The following is a 25,033-nucleotide window of genomic DNA, read 5'->3' on the forward strand; positions in this document are numbered from 1 at the left end:
TCCCGAGACCCGCCCCCGAATTCCGAGGTACCGAGCAGTGATCCCCGCACGACCCGGACCGCCGCCCGCCGTCACCGTCGTCGGGATCGGGGCCGACGGCTGGGAAGGCCTCCCCGGCCCCTCCCGCACGGCACTTCGCGACGCCGAGGTCCTGATCGCCGGGGCGCGCCAGCTGGACCTGCTGCCACCGGAGTGCGCCGGAGAGCGCATCACCTGGCCCTCGCCGCTGCGCCCCGCAGTCCCCGGCCTCCTCGCGTCGCACGCAGGGCGTCGGATCGCGGTACCGGCCAGCGGCGACCCGATGTTCTACGGCATCGGACGCGCCCTCACCGAGGTGCTCGGGCCCGGCGCCCTGCGCGTCCTGCCGCATCCCTCCTCCGTCTCCTACGCCGCCGCGCGCCTCGGCCGGCCCCTGGAGGACGTCGAGGTCGTCTCGCTCGTCGGCCGGCCCGCCGCCCGCCTCGCCGCCGCCCTGCACGAGGGCCGGCACCTCCTCGTACTCAGCGCCGACGCCGGCACACCCGGTGAGATCGCCGCCCTGCTGCGCGACCGGGGCTTCGGACCGAGCCGGATGCGGGTGCTGGAACAACTCGGCGGCGCGAAGGAACGTACGACGGCCGAGGTCACCGCCGACGACTGGTCGCACCCGCCCGGCGACCCCCTCAACATCGTCGCCGTCGAGTGCCGCCGCGCCCCGGACGCCCCGCGGCTCGGCGCCGTACCGGGGCTGCCGGACGAGGCGTACGAGCACGACGGGCAGCTCACCAAGCGGCACGTCCGCGCCGCCACACTCGGCGCGCTCGCCCCCGCCCCCGGCGAGCTGCTGTGGGACATCGGCGGCGGCTCCGGCTCGATCGCCGTCGAGTGGATGCGTACGCACCCCTCGTGCCGGGCGGTCACCGTCGAACGCGACCCGGTGCGGGCCGGGCGCATCACCCGCAACGCCGACCGGCTCGGCGTGCCCGCGCTGCGGGTCGTCGCCGGCGCGGCGCCCGCCGTCCTGGCCGAACTCCCGCCGCCCGATGCCGTGTTCATCGGCGGCGGGCTCACCGCGCCCGGCCTCCTCGACGCGTGCTGGGAGGCGCTGCCGGCCGGTGGCCGGCTGGTCGCCAACACCGTGACGCTGGAGTCCGAGGCACTGCTCGCCGACGCCTACCGGCGCCACGGCGGCGAACTGGTGCGGCTCGCGGTGGCGCACGCCGTGCCGGTGGGCGGCTTCACCGGGTGGCGGCAGGCGATGCCGGTGACCCAGTGGGCCGTACAGAAGACCCCCGACCTCTCTGGAGCAGACAGATGACCGTGTACTTCATCGGCGCGGGGCCCGGCGCCGCCGACCTGATCACGGTGCGTGGCGCCCGCACGCTCGCCGCCTGCCACGTCTGCCTGTACGCGGGCAGCCTGGTCCCGCGCGAACTGCTGGCCGAATGCCCGCCGGACGCGCGCCTGGTGGACACCGCGCAGCTCAACCTGGACGAGATCACCGCCGAGTCGGTCCGCGCGCACGAGGAGGGGCACGACGTGGCCCGGCTGCACTCCGGGGACCCGTCGGTGTTCAGCGCGGTGGCCGAGCAGATGCGGCGGCTGGACGCGGCCGGGGTGCCGTACGAGGTCGTCCCCGGCGTCCCCGCCTTCGCCGCCGCGGCCGCCTCCCTGAAGCGGGAGCTGACCGTGCCCACCGTCGGCCAGACGGTCATCCTCACCCGGATCGCCCACCGCGCCACCGCCATGCCCGAGGGCGAGGACCTGGCCACCCTCGGCCGCAGCGGCGCGCTGATGGTGCTGCACCTCGCCGCCAAGTACGTGGACCGGGTGGTCGAGGAGCTGCTGCCGCACTACGGCGCCGACTGCCCCGTGGCGGTCGTCGCCCACGCCTCCCGTCCCGAGGAGCTGATCCTGCGCGGCACGCTCGACGAGATCGCCGGAAAGGTGAAGGAGGCAGGCGTGGAGCGGACCGCCGTGATCATGGTCGGGCGGACCCTGGGTGCGGCGGAGTTCCGCGACAGCCACCTGTACTCGGCGGAGCGCGAACGCCATGCCTGCTGAACGGGTGCCCGCGGTCGAACGGGTGCCCGCGGTCGTGCCCACCGCCGACTGAGGTGCGCGCTCAGGCCACCGTGCTGCGTCCCACCACGGTGCCCGACCGGTCGACGCAGATCACGTCGACCGCGACCGGCGCTCCCCGCAGCACGGCCAGCGCCTCGTCACGGGCCGCCGTCGCGACCAGGCCGCCCAACGGCACACCGGCCGCCATGCACAACTGGAGCGCGGCGAGGCCCGTGTTGGCCTCGGCGATCTCGGCGGCCAGCGACTCGCCCGCTCCGCCGCGCCGGGCGAGTTCCGCGAGGAATCCCTTGTCGACCTGGGAACGGCCGGAGTGCAGGTCCAGGTGTCCCGCGGCCAGCTTGGACAGCTTGGCGAAGCCGCCGCAGATGGTCAGCCGGTCGACGGGATGCCGGCGCACGTACTTCAGCACCGCGCCCGCGAAGTCGCCCATGTCGAGCAGCGCCTCCTCGGGGAGCCCGTACTCGGCGACGACCGTCTTCTCCGACGTCGACCCGGTGCACCCGGCGACATGCGTACGGCCCGCCGCCCGGGCCACGTCCACGCCCCGCCTGATCGAGTCGATCCAGGCCGAGCAGGAGTACGGCACCACGATGCCCGTGGTGCCGAGAATGGACAGGCCGCCGAGGATGCCGAGCCGCGGGTTCCAGGTGGAGCGGGCGATCTCCTCGCCGTGGTCGACGGAGACGGTGATCTCGACGTCACCGGCCGCGCCGTACAGGCCGGCGACGCGCGCGACGTGGTCACGCATCATCTGCCGCGGCACCGGATTGACGGCGGGTTCGCCGACGGGCAGCGGCAGACCGGGACGGGTGACCGTGCCCACCCCGGGGCCAGCCCTGAACACGACCCCCGCCCCCGCCGGCAGCCGCCGCACCGTGGCCCGGACCAGCGCCCCGTGCGTGACGTCCGGATCGTCGCCCGCGTCCTTCACGATCCCCGCCATCGCGTACGTGTCCGTCAACTCCTCGGCCGCGAGCGCGAACGACGGCGTCTGTCCCTTGGGCAGCGTGATACTCACGGGGTCGGGAAAGTCACCGGTCAGCAACGCGGTGTACGCGGCCGTCGTGGCGGCGGTCGCGCAGGCGCCGGTGGTCCAGCCGGGCCGCAGCCCGGTGTGCTTGAGTTGGGCGCCGCGGCCGCCCTTCGGCTCGCCCACGCCCTGCGAGCCGGAGCCGGCCGTGGGCCCCGTGTCGCCAACACCCTGCACTTCGCTGTTCATGAACGGACCCGGATCTCCATGCACGTACTGATACTCGGCGGAACGACGGAAGCACGGCAGCTGGCCGGGCTACTGCACGGTACCCCCGGCCTGACCCTGACCAGTTCCCTGGCCGGACGGGTCGCCAGCCCCCGGCTGCCCCCGGGTGAGGTCCGGGTCGGCGGCTTCGGCGGGGCCGAGGGGATGGCCGCGTGGCTGCGCGCGCACGCGGTGCACCTCCTCATCGACGCCACCCACCCCTTCGCCGGGACGATCAGTTTCCATGCGGCGAGCGCTGCCGCCTCGGCCCATGTTCCCCTGCTCGCGCTGCGCCGCCCCGGCTGGGTCCCGGTCGAGGGTGACGTATGGCACGAGGCCGGTTCGCTGGAGGAGGCCGCGCGGCTGCTGCCCGGCCTCGGGCGGCGGGTGTTCCTCACCACCGGACGCATGGGCCTGGCCACGTTCGCGGACCTGGACGAGCTGTGGTTCCTCGTACGGTCCGTCGACGCACCCGAGCCCCCGCATCCGGCCCGCATGGAGATCCTGCTCGACCGCGGCCCCTTCGACCTCGACGGCGAACGGGAACTGCTGCGCCGCCACCGCGTCGACGTCGTCGTGACCAAGGACAGCGGGGGCACCGCCACCGCGCCGAAGCTGACCGCCGCGCGCGAGGCCGGACTACCGGTGATCGTGGTCCGCCGGCCGCAGGCCCCCGACGGCGTCCCCGTGGTGGCCGATCCGGAGGCGGCGGCCCGCTGGGTCGCGGAGCGCCACTGAGGCCGTGCCCGCAGCACGTCACCCGCAGCACGTCACCCGCATCGGCCGGGTGACCCACCTCACACTCCGCTCCTGTCAGGAATCGCCGCGCCGTCCCGCTCAAGGGGCAAGCGATTCAGACAGGAGCCACACCATGAAGCACCGCGTCCTCGTCAAGCACCGCATCCTCGTCCTCGGCGCCGGTTACGCCGGAGCCTTCGCCGCCGGGAGCCTGGCCCGTCGCCTCTCGCCCGCCGACACCGAGATCACCGTCGTCAACGCCGAGCCGGTCTTCGTCGAGCGGATGCGCATGCACCAACTCGCGGCGGGCCGGGAACTCGCGACCCGGCGGCTCGCCGACGTGTTCGCGGGCACCGGGGTACGGCTGCGCGTGGCGCGCGTCACCGCGGTGGACCCGGAGCGCAGGACCGTCGCCGTGACCGGCGAGGACGGCGATGACGAACTCGGGTACGACACGCTGCTGTACACGCTCGGCAGCCGGGTCGCCGACCACGATGTCCCCGGGGTGGCCGAGCACGCCTTCGACGTCGCGGGACGGCCGTCGGCGCTGCGGCTGCGCGACCGCCTCGACAGGCTCGACCGGCTGGGCGCAGGCGGCACCGTACTGGTCGTCGGCGAGGGCCTGACCGGCATCGAGACCGCCGCCGAGTTCGCCGAGTCGCGTCCCGGTCTCTCGGTGGCGCTCGCCGCCCGCGGTGAGCTGGGAGCCTCGCTCTCCCCGGCGGCCCGGCTCCACCTGCGGGAGGCCTTCGACCGGCTGGGCGTCACCGTCCACGAGCACACCGGCATCGAAGCCGTCGGGGAGTCGTACGCGGTCGGTGCGGACGGCACCTCCTTCCCGGCCGACGCGACCGTGTGGACGGCGGGGTTCGCCGTCGGCCCCCTGGCGGCCGCCGCCGGTCTCCAGGTCACCGAGGACGGCCGGATCGTCGTCGACGACACCATGCGCTCGGTCTCCCACCCGGACGTCTACGCCGCGGGCGACAGCGCGTACGCGATCGGCGTGAACGGCCAGCCGCTGCCGATGTCCTGCGCCTCGGCGGGATCGACCAACATGCAGGCGACGGACGCGATCGTGGGGCGGCTGACCGGCCGCCGGGTGCCGAGCGTCAAGAAGACCTACATCGGCAACCACATCAGCCTCGGGCGGTACGACGCGATCTTTCAGATGGTGGACGGCGACGCACGGGCGAAATCCTGGTTCCTGGGCGGCCGGAAGGCCGCGCGGCTCAAGGCCGGCATCCTCACGACCAGTCTGTGGGCCACCTCGCACCCGACCTTCGGCATGCCGAAGCGCAAGCGCCGTCCGACCGCCGCCACCACGACGGCTGCCGGCCCCGCGGCCGACGCCACTACGGCCGTCGCCACCGCGTCCGAGAACGCCGCCGCATAAGGTCGCCTCCATGGAGAGCATCGTCGCTGACCGCTTCGAGGCCGGCCGGGCACGGCTGGCCTCGCTCGCGTACCGTCTGCTCGGTTCGGCGGCCGACGCCGAGGACATCGTGCAGGACGCGTACCTGCGCTGGCACGCCGCCGACCGGGAGCGGATCGAGGTGCCGGAGGCCTGGCTGACCAAGGTCGTCACCAACCTGTGCCTGGACCGGCTCCGCTCGGCACCGGTGCGCCGCGAACGCGCGGCCGGCGTCTGGATGCCCGAACCGCTCCTCGACGGCGACCCGATGCTCGGCCCGGCCGACACCTTCGAGCAGCGCGAATCGGTGTCGCTCGCCGTCCTGACCCTGATGGAGCGACTCTCACCGGTCGAACGGGCCGTCTACGTCCTGCGCGAGGCGTTCTCCTGTCCCCACTCCGAGATCGCCGGCATCCTCGACATCTCGGAGGCCGCGAGCCAGCAGCACGTCCACCGGGCCCGGCGCCGGGTCGCGTCCGCGCGCCGCGGCGGCGGTGAGGTCGATCCGGCGTCCGCGCGCAAGGTCCTTGAGGAGTTCCTCGCCGCCGCGTCCTCGGGGCGTACCGAACGGCTGGTGGCGCTCCTCACCGACGACGCGACCGCGGTCTCCGACGGCGCCGGCCTCTCCAGGACACTGTGGCGCTACGAGACGCCCGAGCGCGTCGCCACCATGATGCGGACCGCCTTCAGGTTCACTCCCGCGAAGCGGCGGCTGGTCGGCGGCTCGCCCACCATCCACCTCGGGCAGGTCAACGGCTGGCCCGCCGTGCTCGCCGTGCTCGGGGACCGGATCGTGGGCGCCGCGGCGTTCGAGATCAGCGACGGCAGGGTGGCGGCGCTGCACGGCTTCGCCGCCCCGGAGCGGCTCGCCCGCCTCACCGCGATGTGGCCGCGGCACGAACCCGACGCGCCGGTCATCGCCCAGTGGTGACGTCAGGACCGTGCAGACCGCGGTCGGGACGATCTACACGCTGTCGGGCAGGGCCCGTGCCATGTCGACGGCCCGGCGTCCGTCGCCCGTTTCGCCGACGACGTCGACCTCGTCGCCGGTCTCCAGCAGGGCGCGTATCCCGGACCGGATCACCCGCGACGTGCCGGGTCACCTCCTCCCGCCGCCGCTCGGCCTCCTGACGTCGCCGCCCCACATAGCGCCGCTGCGCCTGCACCCACTGGCCCACCCCGGCCATCGCGACCACGACCGCGGCCATGCCTCCGAGGGCCCATCGGCCCGATCGCACCGGTGATCACTCCGTGTCCGTGCCGGTCGTCAGTGCCGCGCAGATCATGGCACGTCGTTCTACGGAGCGGCGCCGTTCCCGCTCACTCCTTACGGATACCGGCGCGGCGTCCAGACGATCTGCTCGCCGTCCCCGCGCCGTACCGTCCGGGTCTGCGAGGAGCCCACCAGCAGGATCGTGCGCATGTCGACCTCGGCCGGGTCCAGGTCCGCCAGCCGTACGATGCGGACGCGCTCGCCGGAGCCGCCCACGTCCCGCGCGACCACGACGGGCGTGTCCGGTGCCCGGTGCTCAAGCAGCAGCTCGCGGGCCTTGCCCACCTGCCAGGTGCGGCTGCGTGAACCGGGGTTGTAGAGGGCCAGCACCAGGTCCGCCGCCGCGGCGGCGTGCAGCCGTTCCGCGATGACCTCCCACGGCTTGAGCCGGTCGGACAGGGAGACGGTGGCGTAGTCGTGGCCGAGCGGGGCGCCCGCGCGGGCCGCGGCGGCGTTGGCGGCGGTCACCCCCGGCAGCACCCGCACCGGGACGTCCGCGTACTCCGCCCGCGAGGCTGCCTCCAGCACGGCGGTCGCCATGGCGAAGACGCCCGGGTCGCCGCCGGAGACCACGGCCACTCGCCGCCCCCGCTGGGCCAGTTCGAGCGCGAACTCGGCACGCTCGGCCTCGACCCGGTTGTCCGAGCCGTGCCGGAGCTGCCCGGGACGCCGAGGCACCCGGTCGAGGTAGGTGGTGTAGCCGACCAGGTCGTCGGCGGCGGCGAGGGCGCCCCGGGTCTCCGGGGTCAGCCACAGCGGGCCCGCGGGCCCGGTTCCCACCACGACCACCTCACCCCGCTCCCGCACGGGTCGCTCGGCGTCGACCTGGCTGGGCAGCACGGCCACCGAGAAGTACGGCACCGACTCCGCGTCCACGTCGGCCAGTTCGGCGACCCGTTCCCCGCTCATGGTGGCCCGCTCGACGTACCGGGCCTCGCCAAGGCGCCCCGCGCTCTCCAGCGCGCGCCGCACCTTGGGGAAGGTGCGCCCCAGCTTCATCACCACCGCCACGTCCGTCGCGGCGAGCCGCGCGACCAGCTCCTCCTCGGGCAGCGTGCCCGGCAGGATGGTCAGCACCTCCTCGCCCTCGGCGAGCGGGGTGCCCAGACGGGCCGCGGCGGCGGACACGGACGTGACACCGGGCACGACCTCGGTGTCGTACCGGTCGACGAGCCGCTTGTGCATGTGCATGTAGGAGCCGTAGAACAGCGGGTCGCCCTCGGCGAGGACCGCGACCGTACGCCCCGCGTCGAGATGCGCGGCGAGCCTGGCCGACGCCTCGGTGTAGAACTCGTCCATGGCGCCCTGGTAGCCGCCCGGATGCTCGGTGGTCTCCGTCGTCAGCGGATAGACCAACGGCTCCTCGATGTGGTCGGCGCGGATGTGCCCGGCCGCGATCGAGCGGGCGATGGACCGCCCGTGCCGGGCACTGTGATAGGCGATCACGTCCGCGCCGGCGATGACCTCGACGGCCCGTACGGTCATCAGGGACGGGTCGCCGGGGCCGAGCCCCACCCCGTACAGCTTGCCGCTCACGCTCACTCTTCCTCGCTCGCGATCGCGTTGAGTGCGGAGGCGGCCATGGCGCTGCCCCCGCGACGGCCGCGTACGACCAGGTGTTCCAGACCCGACGGGTGCGCGGCGAGTGCGTCCTTGGACTCGGCGGCACCGACGAAGCCGACCGGGACGCCGATGACGGCGGCGGGGCGGGGCGCCCCCTCCTCGATCATCTCCAGGAGGCGGAAGAGGGCGGTGGGCGCGTTGCCGACGGCGACCACGGCACCCTCAAGACGGTCACGCCACAGTTCGAGGGCGGCGGCGCTGCGCGTGGTGCCGAGCTTCGCGGCCAGCTCAGGGACGGCCGGGTCCGACAGCGTGCAGAGCACGTCGTTGCCGGCGGGCAGCCGCTTGCGGGTCACGCCGGAGGCCACCATCTGGACGTCGCAGAGGATCGGCGCGCCCGCGCGCAGCGCCTCCCGGGCCCGGGAGACCACGTCCGGCGTGTAGGCCAGGTCGCGTACGAGGTCGACCATTCCGCAGGCGTGGATCATCCGTACGGCGACCTGGCTGACGTCGGCCGGCAGTGCCGCGAGGTCCGCCTCCGCGCGGATGGTGGCGAAGGACCGGCGGTAGATGGCCGCGCCGTCCTTCTCGTAGTCGTACGTGGTCACGGTGTTCTTCTCACTGCTCTCGGTCGTCGTACGGCTCGGGTTCGGGCTCAGGTTCATGTGATCTCCGCCAGGGCGGCGGCGAGACGGGAAGGGTCGTCCAGCGGGACCGTGCGCGCTTCGTCGTGTCCGGGTGCGACGACGGACAGCCGGTAACCCCCCTCCGGGGCGGCGACGACATCGATCCGCTCGCCCCGAGGGTGCCCGCAGCGGCGCTCGCATCCGGACCAGTACAGAGGAAGGCCGCCCCGGTGGTGGACCGCGCCGAGCGTGGCGGTCGCGTCCGCCCGTACGTCGGCCCGCGACTTGGCGCAGCCGGGCCGGCCGATGCAGGCCCCGACGCGCAGCCAGGGCGAGTCGGGATCGGTGACGAGGCCGACGGCGGCGAGGCGGGCCAGCGACTCGGTCCGTCGCGCCGCGGTCGTTCCCGGAGTGGGAAGAACCACACCGCGCCACGGGGTCAGCCGCAGCTCACCGGTGGCGACCCGCGTCAACTCCCGCCACTGCGGAGCCGAGAGGCGGCCCAGCGGCACGTGCACGGACAGGGCGTCCCCGACCGCTCCCGGCAACGGGCCGTCCGTGCGGCCGGTCTCCCGCGCCTGCCGCTCGTGGCCGATGCCCTCCGCCGTCAGACGGCGACCGACCGCCGCGGTCAACTCGCCGTCCCCGAGCGCCAGCTCGGCCACCCGCCAGGCGCGTGTACCGTCGGCCCGCTCGGCTTCCAGAAACGCCTCCGCCGCCGCCAGAGCGGCCGGCGGCGCGTCCTTTGCCGACACATGGAGCGCCCGGCCGGCCGGTCCGAGCGCGAGCTGCGCGCCGCCGTCCGCCGTCGCCCGTACCGTCACGTCGGCTTCGAGCCCGGCCAGATCCCCGCGCCCGTCGTCCAGCGCGAACAGGAACCGCCCCGACAGCGCCCGCGCCGCCTCGCTCGCGCACAGCGCGGCGTCGAGAGCCGCCAGCCAGGGCCGTACGTCCCGCAGCCCCCGCCCGTCGAGACCGGACAGCGGAGAGGCCACGATGTTGCGTATGCGCTCGTGCCCGCGGGAGGGGAGCAGCCCGGCGGCGGTCAGCAGCTCGGCCAGCTCGGCTCCGCAGCCGTCCCCCAGCCCGCGCATCTGTACGTTGCCGCGTGAGGTGAGATGCAACTCACCGTCCCCCAGCCGCCGCGCCGCCTCGGCGAGCACCTCTGCCTGGCGGACGGTCAGCACACCGCCGGGAATCCGGACCCGAGCCAGCGCCCCGTCGTCCGCCGCGTGCAGCCGCAGCGTCCCCGGGCAGGCGTCACCGCGATCCCGCGAGACCGCTGTGGCCTGGGGCGATGGACGGAAGGCAGCCGTGGACATGGCGGCGAGCATACCTACGTTCCCGCAGCCTGTATGCCCCGCCCTTGCCCCCCGCGCCTTACTATCTCTCTCGGTGGATCATCCGATCCGCCACCGCCACGACGGCGACAGGGGAGGAAGCCGGTGCGATGCCGGCGCGGTCCCGCCACTGTGAGCCCGGCCTGAGGGGCCGGGTGAGCCAGGAACTCCCTTTCCCCAGCTCACGAGTTCGCCTTCGACTTCGCGAGCGCGGGGAGAACCCATTCCGACACCGCCCGGGGCGCGGACCCCGAGGAAGGCCCGACGCCACATGATTCTTCTGCTGTCGACGTCCGACACCGACCTGCTCAGCGCACGCGCGGCCGACGGCCCGGTGCCCTACCGCTTCGGCAACCCGGCCCGCCTCGCCGTCGACGACCTCCCCGCCCTCCTGGACGGCGTCGAGCTGATCGTCGTACGCCTCCTCGGTGGCCTGCGCGCCTGGGAGGACGGCCTCGGCCTGCTGCTCGCCGACGGCCGCCCGGTCGTCGTCCTCACCGGCGAACAGGCCCCCGACGCCCAGTTGATGGCCGCCTCCACCGTGCCCATCGGCATCGCCGCCGAGGCCCACGCCTACCTCGCCCACGGCGGCCCGGCCAACCTCGGCCAGCTCGCCCGCTTCCTCTCCGACACGGTCCTGCTGACCGGCCACGGCTTCGACGCCCCCGCTCCCGCCCCGACCTGGGGTCCGCTGGAGCGCACGTCCCGCGAGGGCGCCGAGGGGCCGACCATCGCGGTGCTCTACTACCGGGCCCACCACATGAGCGGCAACACGGCGTTCATCGGCACGCTGTGCGACGCCGTCGAGGACGCCGGCGGACGCGCGCTCCCCCTGTACGTGGCCTCCCTGCGCGCCCCCGAGCCGGAGCTGATCGAGGAGTTGCGGGCGGCCGACGCGATCGTCACCACCGTCCTCGCGGCAGGCGGCACCAGGCCCGCCGAGGCGTCCGCGGGCGGCGACGACGAGTCCTGGGACGCCGGCGCCCTCACCGGGCTGGACATCCCGATCCTTCAGGCCCTGTGCCTGACCGGCTCGCGGACCGCCTGGGAGGACAGCGACGAGGGTGTCTCCCCGCTGGACGCGGCGAGCCAGATCGCGGTCCCGGAGTTCGACGGGCGCCTGATCACCGTGCCGTTCTCCTTCAAGGAGATCGACAAGGACGGGCTCCCGGCGTACGTCGCCGACCCCGAGCGGGCGGCCCGGGTGGCCGGCATCGCCGTACGCCACGCGCGGCTCAGGCACCTCCCGGCCGCCGAGAAGCGGCTGGCCCTGGTGCTGTCCGCGTACCCGACGAAGCACTCCCGGATCGGGAACGCCGTCGGGCTCGACACCCCCGCCAGCGCCGTCGCCATCCTGCGCCGACTCCTCGACGAGGGCTACGACTTCGGGCCCGTGGAGGACATCCCCGGACTGGTCTCGGGCGACGGCGACGAACTGATCCGCGCGCTGATCGAGGCGGGCGGCCACGACCAGGACTGGCTCACCGAGGAGCAGCTGGCCCGCAACCCGGTCCGTATCCCGGCCGCCGACTACAAGCGCTGGTACGCGACCCTGCCCGCCTCCCTGCGCACCGCCGTCGAGGCGCACTGGGGCCCGGCGCCCGGCGAGATGTTCGTCGACCGCAGCCGCAACCCGGAGGGCGACATCGTGCTCGCGGCCCTGCGCCGCGGGAACCTGCTGATCCTCATCCAGCCGCCGCGCGGCTTCGGCGAGCACCCGATCGCGATCTACCACGACCCCGATCTGCCCCCGTCGCACCACTACCTCGCCGCCTACCGCTGGATCGCCGCCGCGCACGCGGACGGGGGCTTCGGGGCCGACGCGATGATCCACCTCGGCAAGCACGGCAACCTGGAGTGGCTGCCCGGCAAGAACGCGGGACTGTCCGCCGCCTGCGGCCCCGACGCCGCCCTCGGTGACCTGCCGCTCGTCTATCCGTTCCTCGTGAACGACCCGGGCGAGGGCACCCAGGCCAAGCGCCGCGTCCACGCCACGCTCGTCGACCACCTGGTCCCGCCGATGGCCCGCGCGGAGTCCTACGGAGACATCGCGCGTCTGGAGCAACTGCTCGACGAGCACGCCCAGATCGCCGCCATGGACCCGGCGAAGCTGCCCGCGATCCGCGCCCAGATCTGGACCCTCATCCAGGCCGCGAAGCTCGACCACGACCTCGGCCTGGAGGACCGGCCCGAGGACGACGGCTTCGACGACTTCCTGCTCCATGTCGACGGCTGGCTGTGCGAGATCAAGGACGCCCAGATCCGCGACGGCCTGCACGTCCTCGGCAACCCGCCGCAGGGCGCCGACCGGGTCAACCTCGTCCTCGCCATCCTCCGCGCCCGCCAGATCTGGGGCGGCGCCGCCGCCCTGCCCGGCCTGCGCGAGGCCCTCGGCTTGGACGAGTCGGCCGCGACCCGCACCACCGCCGACGAGGTCGAGGCGCGGGCCCGCGTCCTGGTCCAGGCGATGGACGACGCCGGCTGGGACCCGGCCGCCGTCCCCACCGACCAGGGCGAACAGGTCGCCGCCATCCTGGAGTTCGCCGCCCGCGAGGTCGTCCCGCGCCTCGCCGGGACCACCGCCGAACTCGACCACACCGTCCACGCCCTGAACGGCGGCTTCGTCCCCGCGGGCCCCTCCGGATCACCGCTGCGCGGCCTGGTCAACGTCCTGCCGACCGGACGCAACTTCTACTCGGTCGACCCCAAGGCCGTCCCCTCCCGCCTCGCCTGGGAGACCGGCCAGGCCCTCGCCGACTCCCTCCTGGAGCGCTACCGCACCGACAACGGCGACTGGCCCACCTCCGTCGGCCTCTCCCTGTGGGGCACGAGCGCGATGCGCACGGCGGGCGACGACGTGGCCGAGGCCCTCGCCCTGCTCGGCGTCCGCCCCGTCTGGGACGACGCCTCACGCCGGGTGACGGGCCTGGAGGCCGTCCCGTACGAGGAGTTGGGCCGCCCCCGTATCGACGTGACGCTGCGCATCTCGGGCTTCTTCCGCGACGCCTTCCCGCACACGATCGGCCTGCTCGACGACGCCGTACGCCTGGCCGCCTCCCTCGACGAACCGGCCGAGGCCAATTTCGTACGCGCCCACACCCAGGCCGACCTGGCCGAACACGGCGACGAACGCCGCGCCACCACCCGTATCTTCGGCTCCCGCCCCGGTACGTACGGGGCCGGGCTGCTCCAGCTCATCGACTCCCGCGACTGGCGCACCGACGCCGACCTCGCCGAGGTCTACACGGTGTGGGGCGGCTACGCCTACGGCCGTGAACTCGACGGACGTCCGGCCCGGGACGAGATGGAGACCGCGTACAAGCGCATCGCGGTCGCCGCCAAGAACACGGACACCCGCGAGCACGACATCGCGGACTCGGACGACTACTTCCAGTACCACGGCGGCATGGTCGCCACGGTCCGTGCGCTGCGCGGCACCGCCCCCGAGGCGTACATCGGCGACTCCACCCGCCCCGAGACGGTCCGCACCCGCACCCTCGTCGAGGAGACCTCCCGCGTCTTCCGCGCCCGCGTGGTCAATCCCCGGTGGATCGAGGCGATGCGCCGCCACGGCTACAAGGGCGCCTTCGAACTCGCCGCCACCGTCGACTACCTCTTCGGCTACGACGCCACCACGGGCGTGATCGCCGACTGGATGTACGACAAGCTCACCGAGACCTACGTCCTGGATCCCACCAACCGCGAGTTCCTCCAGCAGGCCAACCCCTGGGCCCTGCACGGCATCGCCGAGCGGCTCCTTGAGGCGGAGTCCCGCGGCATGTGGGAGAAGCCGGACCCGGCGGTCCTTGAGGCGCTGCGCCAGGTGTACCTGGAGACGGAGGGGGATCTGGAGGGCGAGGACTGAGCCGGAGTCCGTTCAGACAAGGGCCGGAGGGGTGACCCTCCGGCCCTTGTCGTTGTCCTTGTCCTTGCCGCGATGATCGTCGGCGCCCGACTCCTGCTGATAGCGTGCAACTGCACATCAGTTGCAATAACAAGGCCGAAGGATGTCGGACATGGCGGTGTACACCCTCCCGGAGCTTCCGTACGACTACGCGGAGCTCGAACCGGTCATCAACCCCCAGATCGTCGAGCTGCACCACGACAAGCACCACGCGGCCTACGTGAAGGGCGCGAACGACACGCTTGAGCAACTCGCGGAGGCACGCGACAAGGAGGCGTGGGGCTCGGTCAACGGCCTGGAGAAGAACCTGGCCTTCCATCTCTCGGGCCACATCCTGCACTCCGTCTACTGGCACAACATGACCGGCGACGGCGGCGGCGAACCCCTCGACAAGGACGGCGTCGGCGAACTCGCGGACGCGATCGCCGAGTCCTTCGGCTCCTTCGCCAAGTTCAAGGCGCAGCTCACCAAGGCGTCCGCGACCACGCAGGGTTCGGGCTGGGGCGTCCTCGCCTACGAGCCGCTCAGCGGCCGGCTGATCGTCGAGCAGGTCTACGACCACCAGGGCAACGTCGGCCAGGGCTCGACCCCGATCCTGGTCTTCGACGCCTGGGAGCACGCCTTCTACCTCCAGTACAAGAACCAGAAGGTCGACTTCATCGACGCCATGTGGGCCGTCGTCAACTGGCAGGACGTGGCCAAGCGCTTCGCCGCCGCCAAGGAACGCGGCGAGGGCCTGCTCCTCGCGCCGTGACGCCGTGACGTCGTAGGCAGTGGCGGCGCCCGGTCAGCGCAGGGCCACCAGTACCAGCGCCGCCAACACCGTGATCGCGGCCACCGGAAGTATCACCAGGCGGGTCCGCTCCAGCCAGGTGCGGGAGCCCTCCGCGCGGTGCTCGGTACGCCTTTCCGGTGCACGTTCCGCCGCGGCGGGGCCCGCGGCGGATCCGGGGCCGAGGAGGATGCTGCACCAGCGGCAGTCGCCCTCGTCGCCCGGCCAGGACGCGCCCGGTACTTGTGCGAAGACCACCGAAGGCCCCTCCTCGTCGCACGTCGTCATGGCACGTTCAACGAGGGGCCGCGTGAGCGGCTACGCCCGCGCGGTCCATCGTGATGCGGTCGTCATCGGGTCGTGGCGGGCCCGATGCCGGGCAAAAAGCCCTGGCAAACGGCTCTGGCATACCCTCGCCGACCCGGCAGTGACCCGGCAGCGGCCCGGCGGCCCACGGAGTGCGGTCCTCCGTGCACGGCCGCCACCTCCACCGCGTACCGTGGGAACCATCACGACCGGAGGTCACACACATGTCCGCGCTACCACACGAGCCGAGCTCAGAGGCATCCTCGGACCCGTACGAGTTCGAGTTCGCCGAGGGACCGCAGACACTCGCCGAGCTGCGCGCCGCGCTCGCGGTGATCAACCCCGAGGTGCTGACCGCTTTCAACGCCCGGCTCGATGCCGCAACGTTCGGCTGGGACCACGACGAGGTGATAGCCAAGGCCCGCCGGGCCGTGGCGTTCTCCAAGCGGGCGCAGGCGGCTGCCGCCGAAGCGGCAGCCGAGGAAGAAGCGGCCGGAGTGCAGCAGGTCGACGACCCGTGGGCCCACCTCGACGTACGGGACAGCGCGTCGTGACCCCCTGATCGCGTCCTGACCCACCACTGATCGGGAAGGCCGCCCCGCCGCAGGCTCAGCGTCCCGGGCGCAGGCTCAGCGCCCCGCGTCCGTGTCCCCGAACGTCCGCAGAATCCGCTCGGCGGCCAGCGTGGACGTCAACTCGCCGTTGCGTACCTGCTGTTCGAGTGCGGGTGCGAGGGCGCGTACGCCGGGATCGGCGTGCAGGCGGCCGAGCAGCTCGTCGCGGACCATCGTCCAGGTCCAGTCCACCTGCTGGTCGCGTCGCTTCGCGGCGAGCCGGCCGGTCGAGTCGAGGAGCGTGCGGTGCTGTTCGAGGCGGTCCCACACGGTGTCGAGACCGGCCGAGTCGCGGGCGCTGCAGCTCAGCACCGGCGGGGTCCAGGCCGCGTCCTTGCCGTGCATCAGCCGTAGGGCGCCCGCCAGTTCCCGTGCGGCGGCCCGCGCGTCGCGCTCGTGGGGGCCGTCCGCCTTGTTGACGGCGATCACGTCCGCCAGTTCCAGGACGCCCTTCTTGATGCCCTGGAGCTGGTCCCCGGTGCGGGCCAGCGTCAGCAGCAGGAACGAGTCGACCATGTTCGCGACCGCGGTCTCCGACTGGCCGACACCGACCGTCTCCACCAGCACCACGTCGTAGCCCGCGGCCTCCATGACGACGATCGACTCGCGGGTCGCCTTGGCGACCCCGCCGAGGGTGCCGGCGGTGGGGGAGGGGCGGATGAAGGCCGCGGGGTCCACGGCCAGCCGCTCCATACGGGTCTTGTCGCCCAGGATCGAGCCGCCCGTACGGCTGGAGGACGGGTCCACGGCGAGTACCGCCACCCGGTGTCCGAGGGCCGTGAGCATGGTGCCGAACGCGTCGATGAACGTCGACTTGCCGACCCCGGGGACACCGCTGACGCCGATCCGCCGGGCCCGCCCGCTGTGCGGGAGCAGCGCGGTGAGCAACTCCTGCGCCCGCGCCCGGTGCTGGGGCCGGGTGGACTCGACGAGGGTGATGGCGCGTGCGACGAGCGCCCGCTTCCCGTCGAGCACGCCCTTGACATAGGTGTCGAGTTCGATCACAGGTCGTGCCCGAGGCCGGTCGAGAGCCGCCGGACGAGGTCGTACGCCGCGTCCGGGATCACCGTCCCGGGCGGGAACACGGCCGCCGCGCCCATCTGCAGCAGGGTCGGCACGTCCTGCGGCGGGATCACCCCGCCGACGACGACCATGATGTCCTCGCGGCCCTCCGCCGCCAGTTCCTCCCGCAGCGCCGGTACGAGCGTGAGGTGCCCGGCGGCCAGCGACGAGACGCCCACGATGTGCACGTCCGCCTCCACCGCCTGGCGGGCCACCTCGCCCGGCGTCTGGAACAGCGGGCCCACGTCGACGTCGAAGCCGAGGTCGGCGAAGGCCGTGGCGATCACCTTCTGGCCGCGGTCGTGACCGTCCTGGCCCATCTTGGCGACCAGGATGCGCGGGCGGCGGCCCTCGGCCTCCTCGAAGGAGTCGACGAGCGCCCGGGTGCGGTCCACGGACGGGGACTCGCCTGCTTCGTTGCGGTACACACCGGCGATCGTACGGATCTGGCCCGCGTGCCGCCCGTACACCTTCTCCAGCGCGTCCGAGATCTCCCCGACGGTGGCCTTGGCGCGGGCCGCGCGCACCGCAAGGTCCAGCAGGTTGCCCTCGCCCCCGGCCGCCCGGGTCAGGGCGTCCAACGAGTCCTGACACGCCCGCTCGTCGCGCTCCGCCCGCAGCCGCCGCAGCTTCTCGATCTGCTGCGTGCGCACGGACGAGTTGTCGACGCTGAGGACGTCGATCTTCTCGTCGGTCTCCACGCGGTACTTGTTGACGCCGATCACCGGCTGGCGTCCCGAGTCGATCCGGGCCTGGGTGCGGGCCGCGGCCTCCTCGATGCGCAGCTTGGGGATGCCGGCGTCGATGGCCTTGGCCATGCCGCCCGCCGCCTCGACCTCCTCGATGTGCTGCCAGGCCCGGCGCGCGAGGTCGTACGTGAGCTTCTCGACGTACGCGCTGCCGCCCCACGGGTCGATGACACGGGTCGTGCCCGACTCCTGCTGGATCAGCAGCTGCGTGTTGCGGGCGATGCGCGCCGAGAAGTCGGTGGGCAGGGCGAGCGCCTCGTCGAGGGCGTTGGTGTGCAGCGACTGGGTGTGGCCCTGGGTCGCGGCCATCGCCTCCACACACGTCCGCGTCACGTTGTTGAACACGTCCTGCGCGGTCAGCGACCAGCCGGAGGTCTGCGAATGGGTGCGCAGGGAAAGGGACTTGGGGTTCTGCGGGTCGAACTGCCGGACCAGCTTCGCCCACAGCAGGCGCGCCGCCCGCAGCTTGGCGATCTCCATGAAGAAGTTCATGCCGATCGCCCAGAAGAAGGACAGTCGCGGCGCGAACGCGTCCACGTCCAGGCCCACTTCGCGGCCCGCCCGGAGGTACTCGACGCCGTCCGCGAGCGTGTACGCCAGCTCCAGGTCGGCCGTCGCGCCCGCCTCCTGGATGTGATAGCCGGAGATGGAGATGGAGTTGTAGCGGGGCATCCGCTGAGACGTGTACGCGAAGATGTCGGAGATGATCCGCATCGACGGCTTCGGCGGATAGATGTAGGTGTTGCGGACCATGAACTCCTTGAGGATGTCGTTCTGGATGGTCCCGGCCAGCTTCTCCGGCGGTACGCCCTGCTCCTCCGCCGCCACGATGTACAGCGCGAGCACGGGCAGCACGGCGCCGTTCATCGTCATCGAGACGGACATCCTGTCGAGCGGGATGCCGTCGAACAGCTGACGCATGTCGAGGATCGAGTCGATGGCCACGCCCGCCATGCCGACGTCACCCGTCACCCGCGGGTGGTCGCTGTCGTAGCCGCGGTGGGTGGGCAGGTCGAAGGCGACCGACAGACCCTTCTGGCCGGCGGCGAGGTTGCGCCGGTAGAAGGCGTTGGACTCCTCGGCCGTCGAGAAGCCCGCGTACTGGCGGATCGTCCAGGGCTGGTTGACGTACATCGTGGGGTACGGGCCCCGCAGGTACGGCGCGACGCCCGGGTAGGTCCCCAGGAAGTCCAGGCCCTCCAGGTCACGCCCGGTGTACAGGGGCTTGACCGCGATGCCCTCCGGAGTCTCCCAGAACGCCTCGTCGCGGCCGGTCGCGTTCTTGACCGCCGTACGCCAGTCGTCGGGGTCGCCCGCGGCGGTCGGGGTCCCCAGCTCGATCCCGGTGAAGTCGGGGATTCCCATCAGGACACTCCCATGCGGTCGAGGGTGGCGGAGAGCACGGCGACGGCGTCGCAGCCCGCGAAGACGTACGCGTCGACATCCGGGTACTTCCCGGGGCGGCCGGCCAGGAACACCTGTCGGGCGCCTGCCGCCCTGAGGGCCCGGGCCGTGCTCGCGGCCTGCTCCTCGTACAGCGCGTCGCTGGAGCACAGGCAGGCCTCGGTGGCTCCGCTGTCCTCGAAGGAACCGTCGGTGACGGGCTCGATGCCGCCGGCCAGGAAGAGGTTCGAGACGAAGGCGGTCCTGGCGCTGTGGGCGGCGGCGGGGCCGCTGGTGGCCAGGTAGACGCGCGGCCGGGTCCCGGTGGCGGCGAGGTGTGCGTCGGAGCGGGCCCGCAGGACCTCGTACGCCTCGTCGCGGCGCACCCTCGGGAGCCCGCCGGACGGCGGCCCGGGCGCGGGCTCGCGCTCCACGGCAGGCTCGGTGAGGTTCGGGAACTCGCTGACCCCCGTGATGGGTTCGCGCCGCTTCGCGAGCTTCGCGCTGCGGGCCTCCCAGGTGTTCGCCAGATCCTGGCCGAGACGGCCCGAGCGCAGGGCGGTCGCCTGACCGCCGAGGCCCTCGATGTGCTGGAAGAACTCCCAGCCCGCGTGGGCCAGTTCGTCGGTGAGCCGCTCCACGTACCAGGAGCCGCCCGCCGGGTCGATCACCCGGGCCAGGTGTGACTCCTCGACCAGGATCGTCGAGGTGTTGCGGGCGATCCGGCGCGCGAAGGCGTCCGGCAGCCCGAGTGCGTGGTCGAAGGGGAGCACGGTGACCGCGTCGGCGCCGCCGACCCCGGCGGCGAGCGTGGCGACGGTCGTGCGCAGCATGTTCACCCATGGATCGCGGCGCGACATCATCACCGGCGAGGTCACGGCGTGCTGCGCCTGTGCTCCGGCGGCCGGCGCCCCGCACACCTCGGCCACCCGCGCCCACAGCCGGCGGGCGGCGCGCAGCTTGGCGACGGTCAGGAACTGGTCGGCGGTCGCCGCGTACCGGAACTCCAGCTGCCCGCAGGCCCGCTCGACGGAGAGCCCCGCCCCGGTCAGCTCCCGCAGGTAGGCGACGCCGGTCGCCAGGGAGGCGCCCAGCTCCTGCGCGGCCGAGCCGCCCGCCTCGTGGTACGGCAGGGCGTCCACGGTCAGCGCCCGCAGCCCCGGGTACTCCTCGGCGCACCGCCGGGCGAGACCGGCGGCCGGGGCGAAGTCCAACGCCTCGCCCGTACGCGCCTCGTGGGCCAGCGGGTCCGCGCCGAGACCGCCGCGTACCGCGTCCTTGGCGACGCCCCGCTCCTCGTACAGCCGCAGCAGCTCCCGTGCGGCGGGCTCGGCGTCGCGTCCCGCGTCGAGGACGACGGGGGCCAGGTCGAGGTGGACGCCGTCGAGGACCCGGGCGAGGGACGACACGGGGAAACCGCCCTCGCCGGCGACCAGCCAGAGCGAGGTGACGCCGTTCTCCAGGTCCGCGAGCACCGCGGCGCCGTCGGCCGTCGTGTGCCGCTGGCGTACGCCCCAGCCGCCCGCGGTGTTTCCGTCGGGCCGGCCGCCTCGTACGAAGGGCGGGAAACCGGGGAGACCGGGATCGGGTGCGTCGTCGTGCGCCGTGTAGAGGGGGCGGGTGGTGAGCCCGTCCTCCAGCGCGGTGGACAGGGCAGCCTCCGCCGTCTCGTCCGAGACCTCCCTGCCCGACTTGCTCAGCACGCCCGCCACCAGGCGTCGCCACTGTTCATGTGTCGCGGAAGGGAACTCGGCGGCCAGCGGGAGCCCGTCGTTGGGCAGGACCGTCATGCTCGGATGCTAGGGCAGATTCCTAAAGCCGCAGCAGAGGCGAGGCCTGTGACCTTGCCCTCGCGACCTCGGTGATCTCTGCCTCACCGGTCGCCCCGGCCGCGGAGCGTGTGACGTGAGCCACACGCGCACCAAGGAACTCGGTCCGCGGCCGGTCCGACTACTGAGTCGGTACGGCGCGATCCGAGCGACGTCGTACGACGTGACCTGGAGACGCGGTTGATGGACGAGCCCCGGCAAGCCCCTGTATCTGCTGTATCCGCTGCAACTGCTGCAACTGCTGCAACTGCTGTATCGCCTGAGCCCGGTGGGACCGGTGCGACCGGTGTGGTCGCGCTGCTGCGGAACCTGGCACCGCCGCCCGCCCTCTGCGGCTTCCTCCTGCTGCTGGCCCTGATGTTCACGGGCTCCTACGCCGCCGGAGCCGCCGCCGGACCGGTCGCGCCCGGCATGCACGGCACCGGCACGAGCGGCAGCGGCGGTGGCGGTGGAGGCGGAGGGGGCGGCGACATGGGAGACATGGGCGGTACGCATGAGGGGGATCGCTGATGAGCGCGCAGCCGGTGGTCACCCTGGTCACCACCGATCTGACCGTCGGCGGGATGACCTGCGCGGCCTGCGTGAACCGTGTCGAGAAGAAGCTGGGCAAGCTGGACGGGGTCACGGCGACCGTCAACCTGGCCACGGGGATGGCCCGCGTTACCCATCCGGCGGACGTCGGACCCGATGAACTGGTCGCGACCGTGGAGAAGGCCGGCTACACGGCCGCCGTACCCGCACCGCCCAAGGCCCCCAAGGACGCGGAGCGGGCGGCGGCGGACGGCGACGAGTCCGACGACGTACGGGCGGAGCGTGACCGGCTGGTCGTCACCGCCCTGCTCGCGCTGCCTGTGCTGGTCCTGTCGATGGCACCCGCGCTCCAGTTCCGCAACTGGCAGTGGCTGTGCTTCGCCCTCACCGCGCCGGTCGCCGTCTGGAGCTCCTGGCCCTTCCACATCCGTGCGGTACGCGGACTGCGGCACTCCACGGCCACCATGGACACCCTGGTGTCGCTGGGCGTGGTCGCCTCCTTCTCCTGGTCGGCGTACGCGCTCTTCTTCGGAGGAGCCGGCGATCCCTGGATGCGGATGCCGTTCACCCTCGTGCCGTCCGTCTCGGACGGCACCGTGCACCTCTACCTCGAAGCGGTCGTCGCCGTACCGCTGTTCGTCCTGGCGGGCCGCTTCCTGGAGGCGCGGGCCAGGCGCGGGACCGGGGCGGCGCTGCGGTCGCTGGCCCGGCTCGCGGCCAAGGAGGTCGCGGTACGCGAGAACGGGGCCGAACGGCTCATCCGCATCGAGGAGTTGCGGACCGGCCAGGTGTTCGTCGTGCGGCCGGGGGAGCGGGTCGCCACCGACGGAGAGGTGGCGGAGGGCAGTTCCGCGGTGGACCTGTCGCTCGTCACCGGTGAGACCGAGCCGGTCGAGGTCGGGCCCGGTTCGGCCGTGGTCGGCGGGGCCGTCAACGCCGGCGGGCTGCTGCTCGTACGGGCCACGGCGGTCGGTGCGGACACGCAGCTGGCCCGCATCACCCGGCTGGTCACCGACGCGCAGGCCGGCAAGGCGCGGGCCCAGCGCCTTGCCGACACGGTCGCCGGACTCTTCGTGCCCGTGGTACTGGCCCTGGCCGTGACCGCCCTCGGATTCTGGCTGGGCGCCGGTGCCGACGCGCAGGCGGCCGTCACCGCGTGCGTGGCTGTCCTGGTCGTGGCCTGCCCGTGCGCGCTGGGCCTCGCGACCCCGACCGCGCTGATGGCCGCGACCGGGCGGGGCGCCCAACTGGGCGTCCTGGTCACCGGTCCCCAGGCCCTGGAGGGGTTGCAGCACGTCGACGCCGTCGTCCTGGACAAGACCGGCACGCTCACCTCAGGCCACATGAGCGTCGCCGCGGTCACCGCCGTACCGGACGGACTCGGCCGGGACGCGGTGCTGCGGCTGGCGGGAGCCGTCGAGCAGGGCTCGGAACATCCGCTCGGGCGGGCCGTCGCCGCCTACGCCCGGCGGGAGCTGCCGGACCGGCAACTGCCGGAAGTGGACGAGTTCCACGCTCTGCCCGGGCGGGGCGTGCGCGGCCGGGTCGAGGGCCGGCTCGTCGAAGTACTCGCACCGGACGACGAGGTGCCCGCCGCCCTCGCGGACGCCCTGGCGGCGGCCGAAGCCGCCGCCCGTACGCCCGTCACGGTCTGGGTGGACGGCACGGCCGAAGCCCTGATCGAGATCGGCGACGTCGTACGGCCCGGCAGCTATCGGGCCGTCGAACGACTGCGGCGCCTCGGTGTGCGCCCCGTGCTCGCGACCGGCGACCGCGAGGCGCCCGCCCGGGCCGTCGCGTCCGCCCTGCGGATCGACGAGGTGCATGCCCGCCGCACGCCCGAGGACAAGGCCGAACTCGTACTGGACCTCCAGGAACAGGGGTTCCGGGTCGCGGTCGTCGGCGACGGCGTGAACGACGCCGCCGCGCTGGCCGGTGCCGACCTGGGCATCGCCATGGGCAGCGGCACCGACGTGGCCATCGGGGCCGCCGACGTCACGCTCGTACGCGGCGACATCGAGGCCCTCGCGGACGCGATCCTGCTCGCCCGGCGCACCCTGAGCACCATCCGCGTCAACCTCGTATGGGCCTTCGGCTACAACGTCGTCACCGTGCCGCTCGCCATGGTCGGCCTGCTCAACCCGATGCTCGCCGCGGCGGCCATGTCGGCCAGCTCGGTGCTGGTCGTCGCCAACAGCCTGCGCCTGCGCGGCTGGCAGCCCTCGCCCACGGGCCGGAGGCCCACCCGATGACCGACCAGGCACTCTGGCGGCCGACGCGCCGCCGGCTCACCGAGTCCCTGCTCGCCGCGCTCGCGCCCGTCGCCGGGTGCGCCCTCGCGCTCGGCGGCCTGAGCACGTGGACCGTGCAGGGGAACGCGGGCAGCCCGGCGAGTATCGCGGTCACCGGCGGGCGGGTGTTCCTGCCCACCGGTGACACCCCGGAGACGGCGGCCTTCTTCCGGATCACCAACAGCGGAGGCTCGGGGGACCGGCTGCTGAAGGTGACGTCCGCCCAGGTCGACGGTGCGCCCAGCCTCAGCAGTCATCGCATGACCGGCGCGAGCTCGGCCACCGGGCGGACGGTGACCTCGGTGCCGGTCCCGGCCGGCGACAGCATCGCCATGTCCCCGGACAGCGTCGACGTGATCGTGCCCGCGAACGCGGACTGGCAGATCGGTGACCTCCTCACGTTCACCCTGCACTTCGAGCGCAGCGGGACCGTGAGCAGCTCCGCGGTCGTGGACCGACCGGGCCAGGGCGGTACTTGATGTCCTCCGGGCCACCGGCCAGGCTGTGTGGTGTGCCCGCCCGGGCGTGGACGGGGGTATGAGGCCGGCATGACCGCTGGGTGGTGTGCGCGCACGGTCCGGGCCGCGGTGTTCGCGGCCGTCTGTGTGCTGCTCGCCGCACTCGGTCATGTGCTCATGTCGGGCTCCGTCGTGCCCTGGTGGACGGTGGCCGCCGGGTTCGTCGCCACGAGTGGCGTCGGCTGGTCCCTGGCGGGCCGCGAGCGCGGGCTGCCTCTGGTGGTGTCCGTCGTCGTCCTCGCCCAGGGCGCGCTCCACTCGGTCTTCTCACTGGCCCGGTCGGCGTCAGGAACATCAGGAACGTCAGGAGTGTCCGGCGCAGACTCCGTGGCGCACCACCACATGGCCGGCCACATGGCCGGTGATGCGAGCGGCATGTCCATGGGCATGGGCATGGGCACAGGTCACTCGGCGCACACGGGACACCTCGGCCCCATGGTGCACGGCACGGGCGGCATGTCGTCGTTCGGCATGCTCGCCGCCCATGCGCTGGCCGCCCTGCTGAGCGGCCTGTGGCTGGCCCACGGAGAGCGGGCCGCGTTCCGTGTGCTGCGGAGCGTCGCGGGATGGCTGGCAGCGCCGCTGCGGCTGCCGGTCGTCGTCCTGCCCCTCCCGGCGCACCGGCCGTGTCGGAGGCCGGTGCGCGAGCGCGCCGAGCGGGCGCCGATGGTGCCGCTCGCCCACACGATCATTTCTCGGGGGCCGCCGGCCGGGACCGCTGTCGTCTGAGACAGCCGGCTTCCCGAGCCGTCCCCTCCCCGGCGCCGCGACATCGGTGGCGATCCAGGACACAGGACAGGGGACAGGGCTTCGGGCGGGGAC

20 protein-coding genes and 1 riboswitch are annotated in these 25,033 nt (G+C 73.3%); of the genes, 12 read left to right on the plus strand and 8 right to left on the minus strand.

The window, feature by feature from the left end; all coding sequences use genetic code 11:
• The first annotated feature begins 37 nt into the window (after nucleotides 1–37).
• Together AOK01_RS36720 and cobM are read left to right on the plus strand one after the other, a co-directional pair.
• On the plus strand, nucleotides 38–1,297 hold the full coding sequence (locus AOK01_RS36720) for a bifunctional cobalt-precorrin-7 (C(5))-methyltransferase/cobalt-precorrin-6B (C(15))-methyltransferase (RefSeq protein ID WP_055519415.1): 1,260 nt from the start codon (nucleotides 38–40) through the stop codon (nucleotides 1,295–1,297).
• A complete protein-coding gene (gene cobM, locus AOK01_RS36725; protein WP_055519417.1) occupies nucleotides 1,294–2,043 on the plus strand; it encodes a precorrin-4 C(11)-methyltransferase in 750 nt (249 codons plus the stop codon). The genes AOK01_RS36720 and cobM overlap by 4 nt, the downstream gene beginning before the upstream one ends.
• Before the next feature lie 61 nt (nucleotides 2,044–2,104).
• Here cobM and AOK01_RS36730 read toward each other — a convergent pair whose 3' ends face one another.
• On the minus strand, nucleotides 2,105–3,283 hold the full coding sequence (locus AOK01_RS36730) for a cobalt-precorrin-5B (C(1))-methyltransferase (protein ID WP_055519419.1): 1,179 nt from the start codon (nucleotides 3,281–3,283) through the stop codon (nucleotides 2,105–2,107).
• A gap of 18 nt (nucleotides 3,284–3,301) precedes the next feature.
• On the opposite strand from AOK01_RS36730, the gene AOK01_RS36735 reads away from it, so the two are divergent.
• From AOK01_RS36735 to AOK01_RS36745, 3 genes are all read left to right on the plus strand, one after another.
• Nucleotides 3,302–4,039: a cobalt-precorrin-6A reductase gene (locus AOK01_RS36735; RefSeq protein WP_055519421.1), complete on the plus strand. Its 738-nt coding sequence runs from the start codon at nucleotides 3,302–3,304 to the stop codon at nucleotides 4,037–4,039.
• 133 nt (nucleotides 4,040–4,172) lie between these two features.
• A complete protein-coding gene (locus AOK01_RS36740; protein ID WP_055519423.1) occupies nucleotides 4,173–5,432 on the plus strand; it encodes an NAD(P)/FAD-dependent oxidoreductase in 1,260 nt (419 codons plus the stop codon).
• 10 nt (nucleotides 5,433–5,442) lie between these two features.
• Nucleotides 5,443–6,381 carry a sigma-70 family RNA polymerase sigma factor gene (locus AOK01_RS36745; RefSeq protein WP_055519425.1) on the plus strand — a complete coding sequence of 313 codons (939 nt, stop codon included), beginning with the start codon at nucleotides 5,443–5,445 and terminating at the stop codon, nucleotides 6,379–6,381.
• 396 nt (nucleotides 6,382–6,777) lie between these two features.
• Here the strand turns inward: AOK01_RS36745 and AOK01_RS36750 are convergent, their stop codons facing one another.
• The 3 genes from AOK01_RS36750 to cobG are packed head-to-tail and all read right to left on the minus strand — an operon-like array spanning nucleotide 6,778 to nucleotide 10,246.
• Nucleotides 6,778–8,259: a precorrin-2 C(20)-methyltransferase gene (locus AOK01_RS36750; RefSeq protein ID WP_055519427.1), complete on the minus strand. Its 1,482-nt coding sequence runs from the start codon at nucleotides 8,257–8,259 to the stop codon at nucleotides 6,778–6,780.
• A 2-nt stretch (nucleotides 8,260–8,261) separates the two neighbouring features.
• Nucleotides 8,262–8,894, minus strand: a complete 633-nt coding sequence (locus AOK01_RS36755; RefSeq protein WP_055519467.1) for a precorrin-8X methylmutase — start codon at nucleotides 8,892–8,894, stop codon at nucleotides 8,262–8,264.
• Nucleotides 8,895–8,947: 53 nt separating this feature from the next.
• Complete coding sequence (gene cobG, locus AOK01_RS36760; protein ID WP_055519428.1) at nucleotides 8,948–10,246, minus strand: precorrin-3B synthase; 1,299 nt, start codon at nucleotides 10,244–10,246, stop codon at nucleotides 8,948–8,950.
• A gap of 101 nt (nucleotides 10,247–10,347) precedes the next feature.
• A riboswitch (cobalamin riboswitch) is annotated at nucleotides 10,348–10,422 on the plus strand.
• Between the two features lie 101 nt (nucleotides 10,423–10,523).
• On the opposite strand from cobG, the gene AOK01_RS36765 reads away from it, so the two are divergent.
• A complete protein-coding gene (locus AOK01_RS36765) occupies nucleotides 10,524–14,117 on the plus strand; it encodes a cobaltochelatase subunit CobN (RefSeq protein WP_055519430.1) in 3,594 nt (1,197 codons plus the stop codon).
• A gap of 151 nt (nucleotides 14,118–14,268) precedes the next feature.
• The gene (locus AOK01_RS36770) at nucleotides 14,269–14,910 is read left to right on the plus strand and encodes a superoxide dismutase (protein ID WP_055519432.1); all 642 of its coding nucleotides are present in this window, start codon (nucleotides 14,269–14,271) and stop codon (nucleotides 14,908–14,910) included.
• Nucleotides 14,911–14,943: 33 nt separating this feature from the next.
• On the opposite strand, the gene AOK01_RS36775 is transcribed toward AOK01_RS36770, so the two are convergent.
• Complete coding sequence (locus AOK01_RS36775; protein ID WP_157871643.1) at nucleotides 14,944–15,186, minus strand: hypothetical protein; 243 nt, start codon at nucleotides 15,184–15,186, stop codon at nucleotides 14,944–14,946.
• Nucleotides 15,187–15,458: 272 nt separating this feature from the next.
• Here AOK01_RS36775 and AOK01_RS36780 point away from each other — a divergent pair, with 272 nt between their 5' ends.
• On the plus strand, nucleotides 15,459–15,788 hold the full coding sequence (locus AOK01_RS36780) for a hypothetical protein (RefSeq protein WP_055519436.1): 330 nt from the start codon (nucleotides 15,459–15,461) through the stop codon (nucleotides 15,786–15,788).
• A 75-nt stretch (nucleotides 15,789–15,863) separates the two neighbouring features.
• On the opposite strand, the gene meaB is transcribed toward AOK01_RS36780, so the two are convergent.
• From meaB to AOK01_RS36795, 3 genes are read right to left on the minus strand one after another with little or no spacing between them, the layout of a single operon-like run.
• Nucleotides 15,864–16,853, minus strand: coding sequence for a methylmalonyl Co-A mutase-associated GTPase MeaB (meaB, locus tag AOK01_RS36785; RefSeq protein WP_055519438.1), 990 nt, complete (start codon nucleotides 16,851–16,853; stop codon nucleotides 15,864–15,866).
• Complete coding sequence (gene scpA, locus AOK01_RS36790) at nucleotides 16,850–19,024, minus strand: methylmalonyl-CoA mutase (protein WP_055519440.1); 2,175 nt, start codon at nucleotides 19,022–19,024, stop codon at nucleotides 16,850–16,852. Before scpA ends, meaB begins: the two co-directional genes overlap by 4 nt.
• Nucleotides 19,024–20,832: a methylmalonyl-CoA mutase subunit beta gene (locus tag AOK01_RS36795; protein ID WP_055519444.1), complete on the minus strand. Its 1,809-nt coding sequence runs from the start codon at nucleotides 20,830–20,832 to the stop codon at nucleotides 19,024–19,026. Before AOK01_RS36795 ends, scpA begins: the two co-directional genes overlap by 1 nt.
• Nucleotides 20,833–21,159: 327 nt before the next feature.
• Between AOK01_RS36795 and AOK01_RS36800 the strand changes: the two genes are divergently transcribed.
• The 4 genes from AOK01_RS36800 (at nucleotide 21,160) to AOK01_RS36815 (ending at nucleotide 24,940) form a co-directional block, all read left to right on the plus strand.
• Nucleotides 21,160–21,381: a hypothetical protein gene (locus tag AOK01_RS36800; protein ID WP_055519446.1), complete on the plus strand. Its 222-nt coding sequence runs from the start codon at nucleotides 21,160–21,162 to the stop codon at nucleotides 21,379–21,381.
• Nucleotides 21,381–23,654: a heavy metal translocating P-type ATPase gene (locus AOK01_RS36805; protein WP_055519447.1), complete on the plus strand. Its 2,274-nt coding sequence runs from the start codon at nucleotides 21,381–21,383 to the stop codon at nucleotides 23,652–23,654. Before AOK01_RS36800 ends, AOK01_RS36805 begins: the two co-directional genes overlap by 1 nt.
• Entirely contained in the window at nucleotides 23,651–24,172 is a 522-nt protein-coding gene (locus AOK01_RS36810) for a copper chaperone PCu(A)C (protein ID WP_055519450.1), read from the plus strand. The genes AOK01_RS36805 and AOK01_RS36810 overlap by 4 nt, the downstream gene beginning before the upstream one ends.
• A gap of 69 nt (nucleotides 24,173–24,241) precedes the next feature.
• Nucleotides 24,242–24,940, plus strand: coding sequence for a hypothetical protein (locus AOK01_RS36815; RefSeq protein WP_055519452.1), 699 nt, complete (start codon nucleotides 24,242–24,244; stop codon nucleotides 24,938–24,940).
• Nucleotides 24,941–25,033: the final 93 nt, after the last annotated feature.

The organism is Streptomyces aurantiacus, assembly GCF_001418335.1.
In the GTDB taxonomy this organism is placed as follows: Bacteria; Actinomycetota; Actinomycetes; order Streptomycetales; family Streptomycetaceae; genus Streptomyces; species Streptomyces aurantiacus.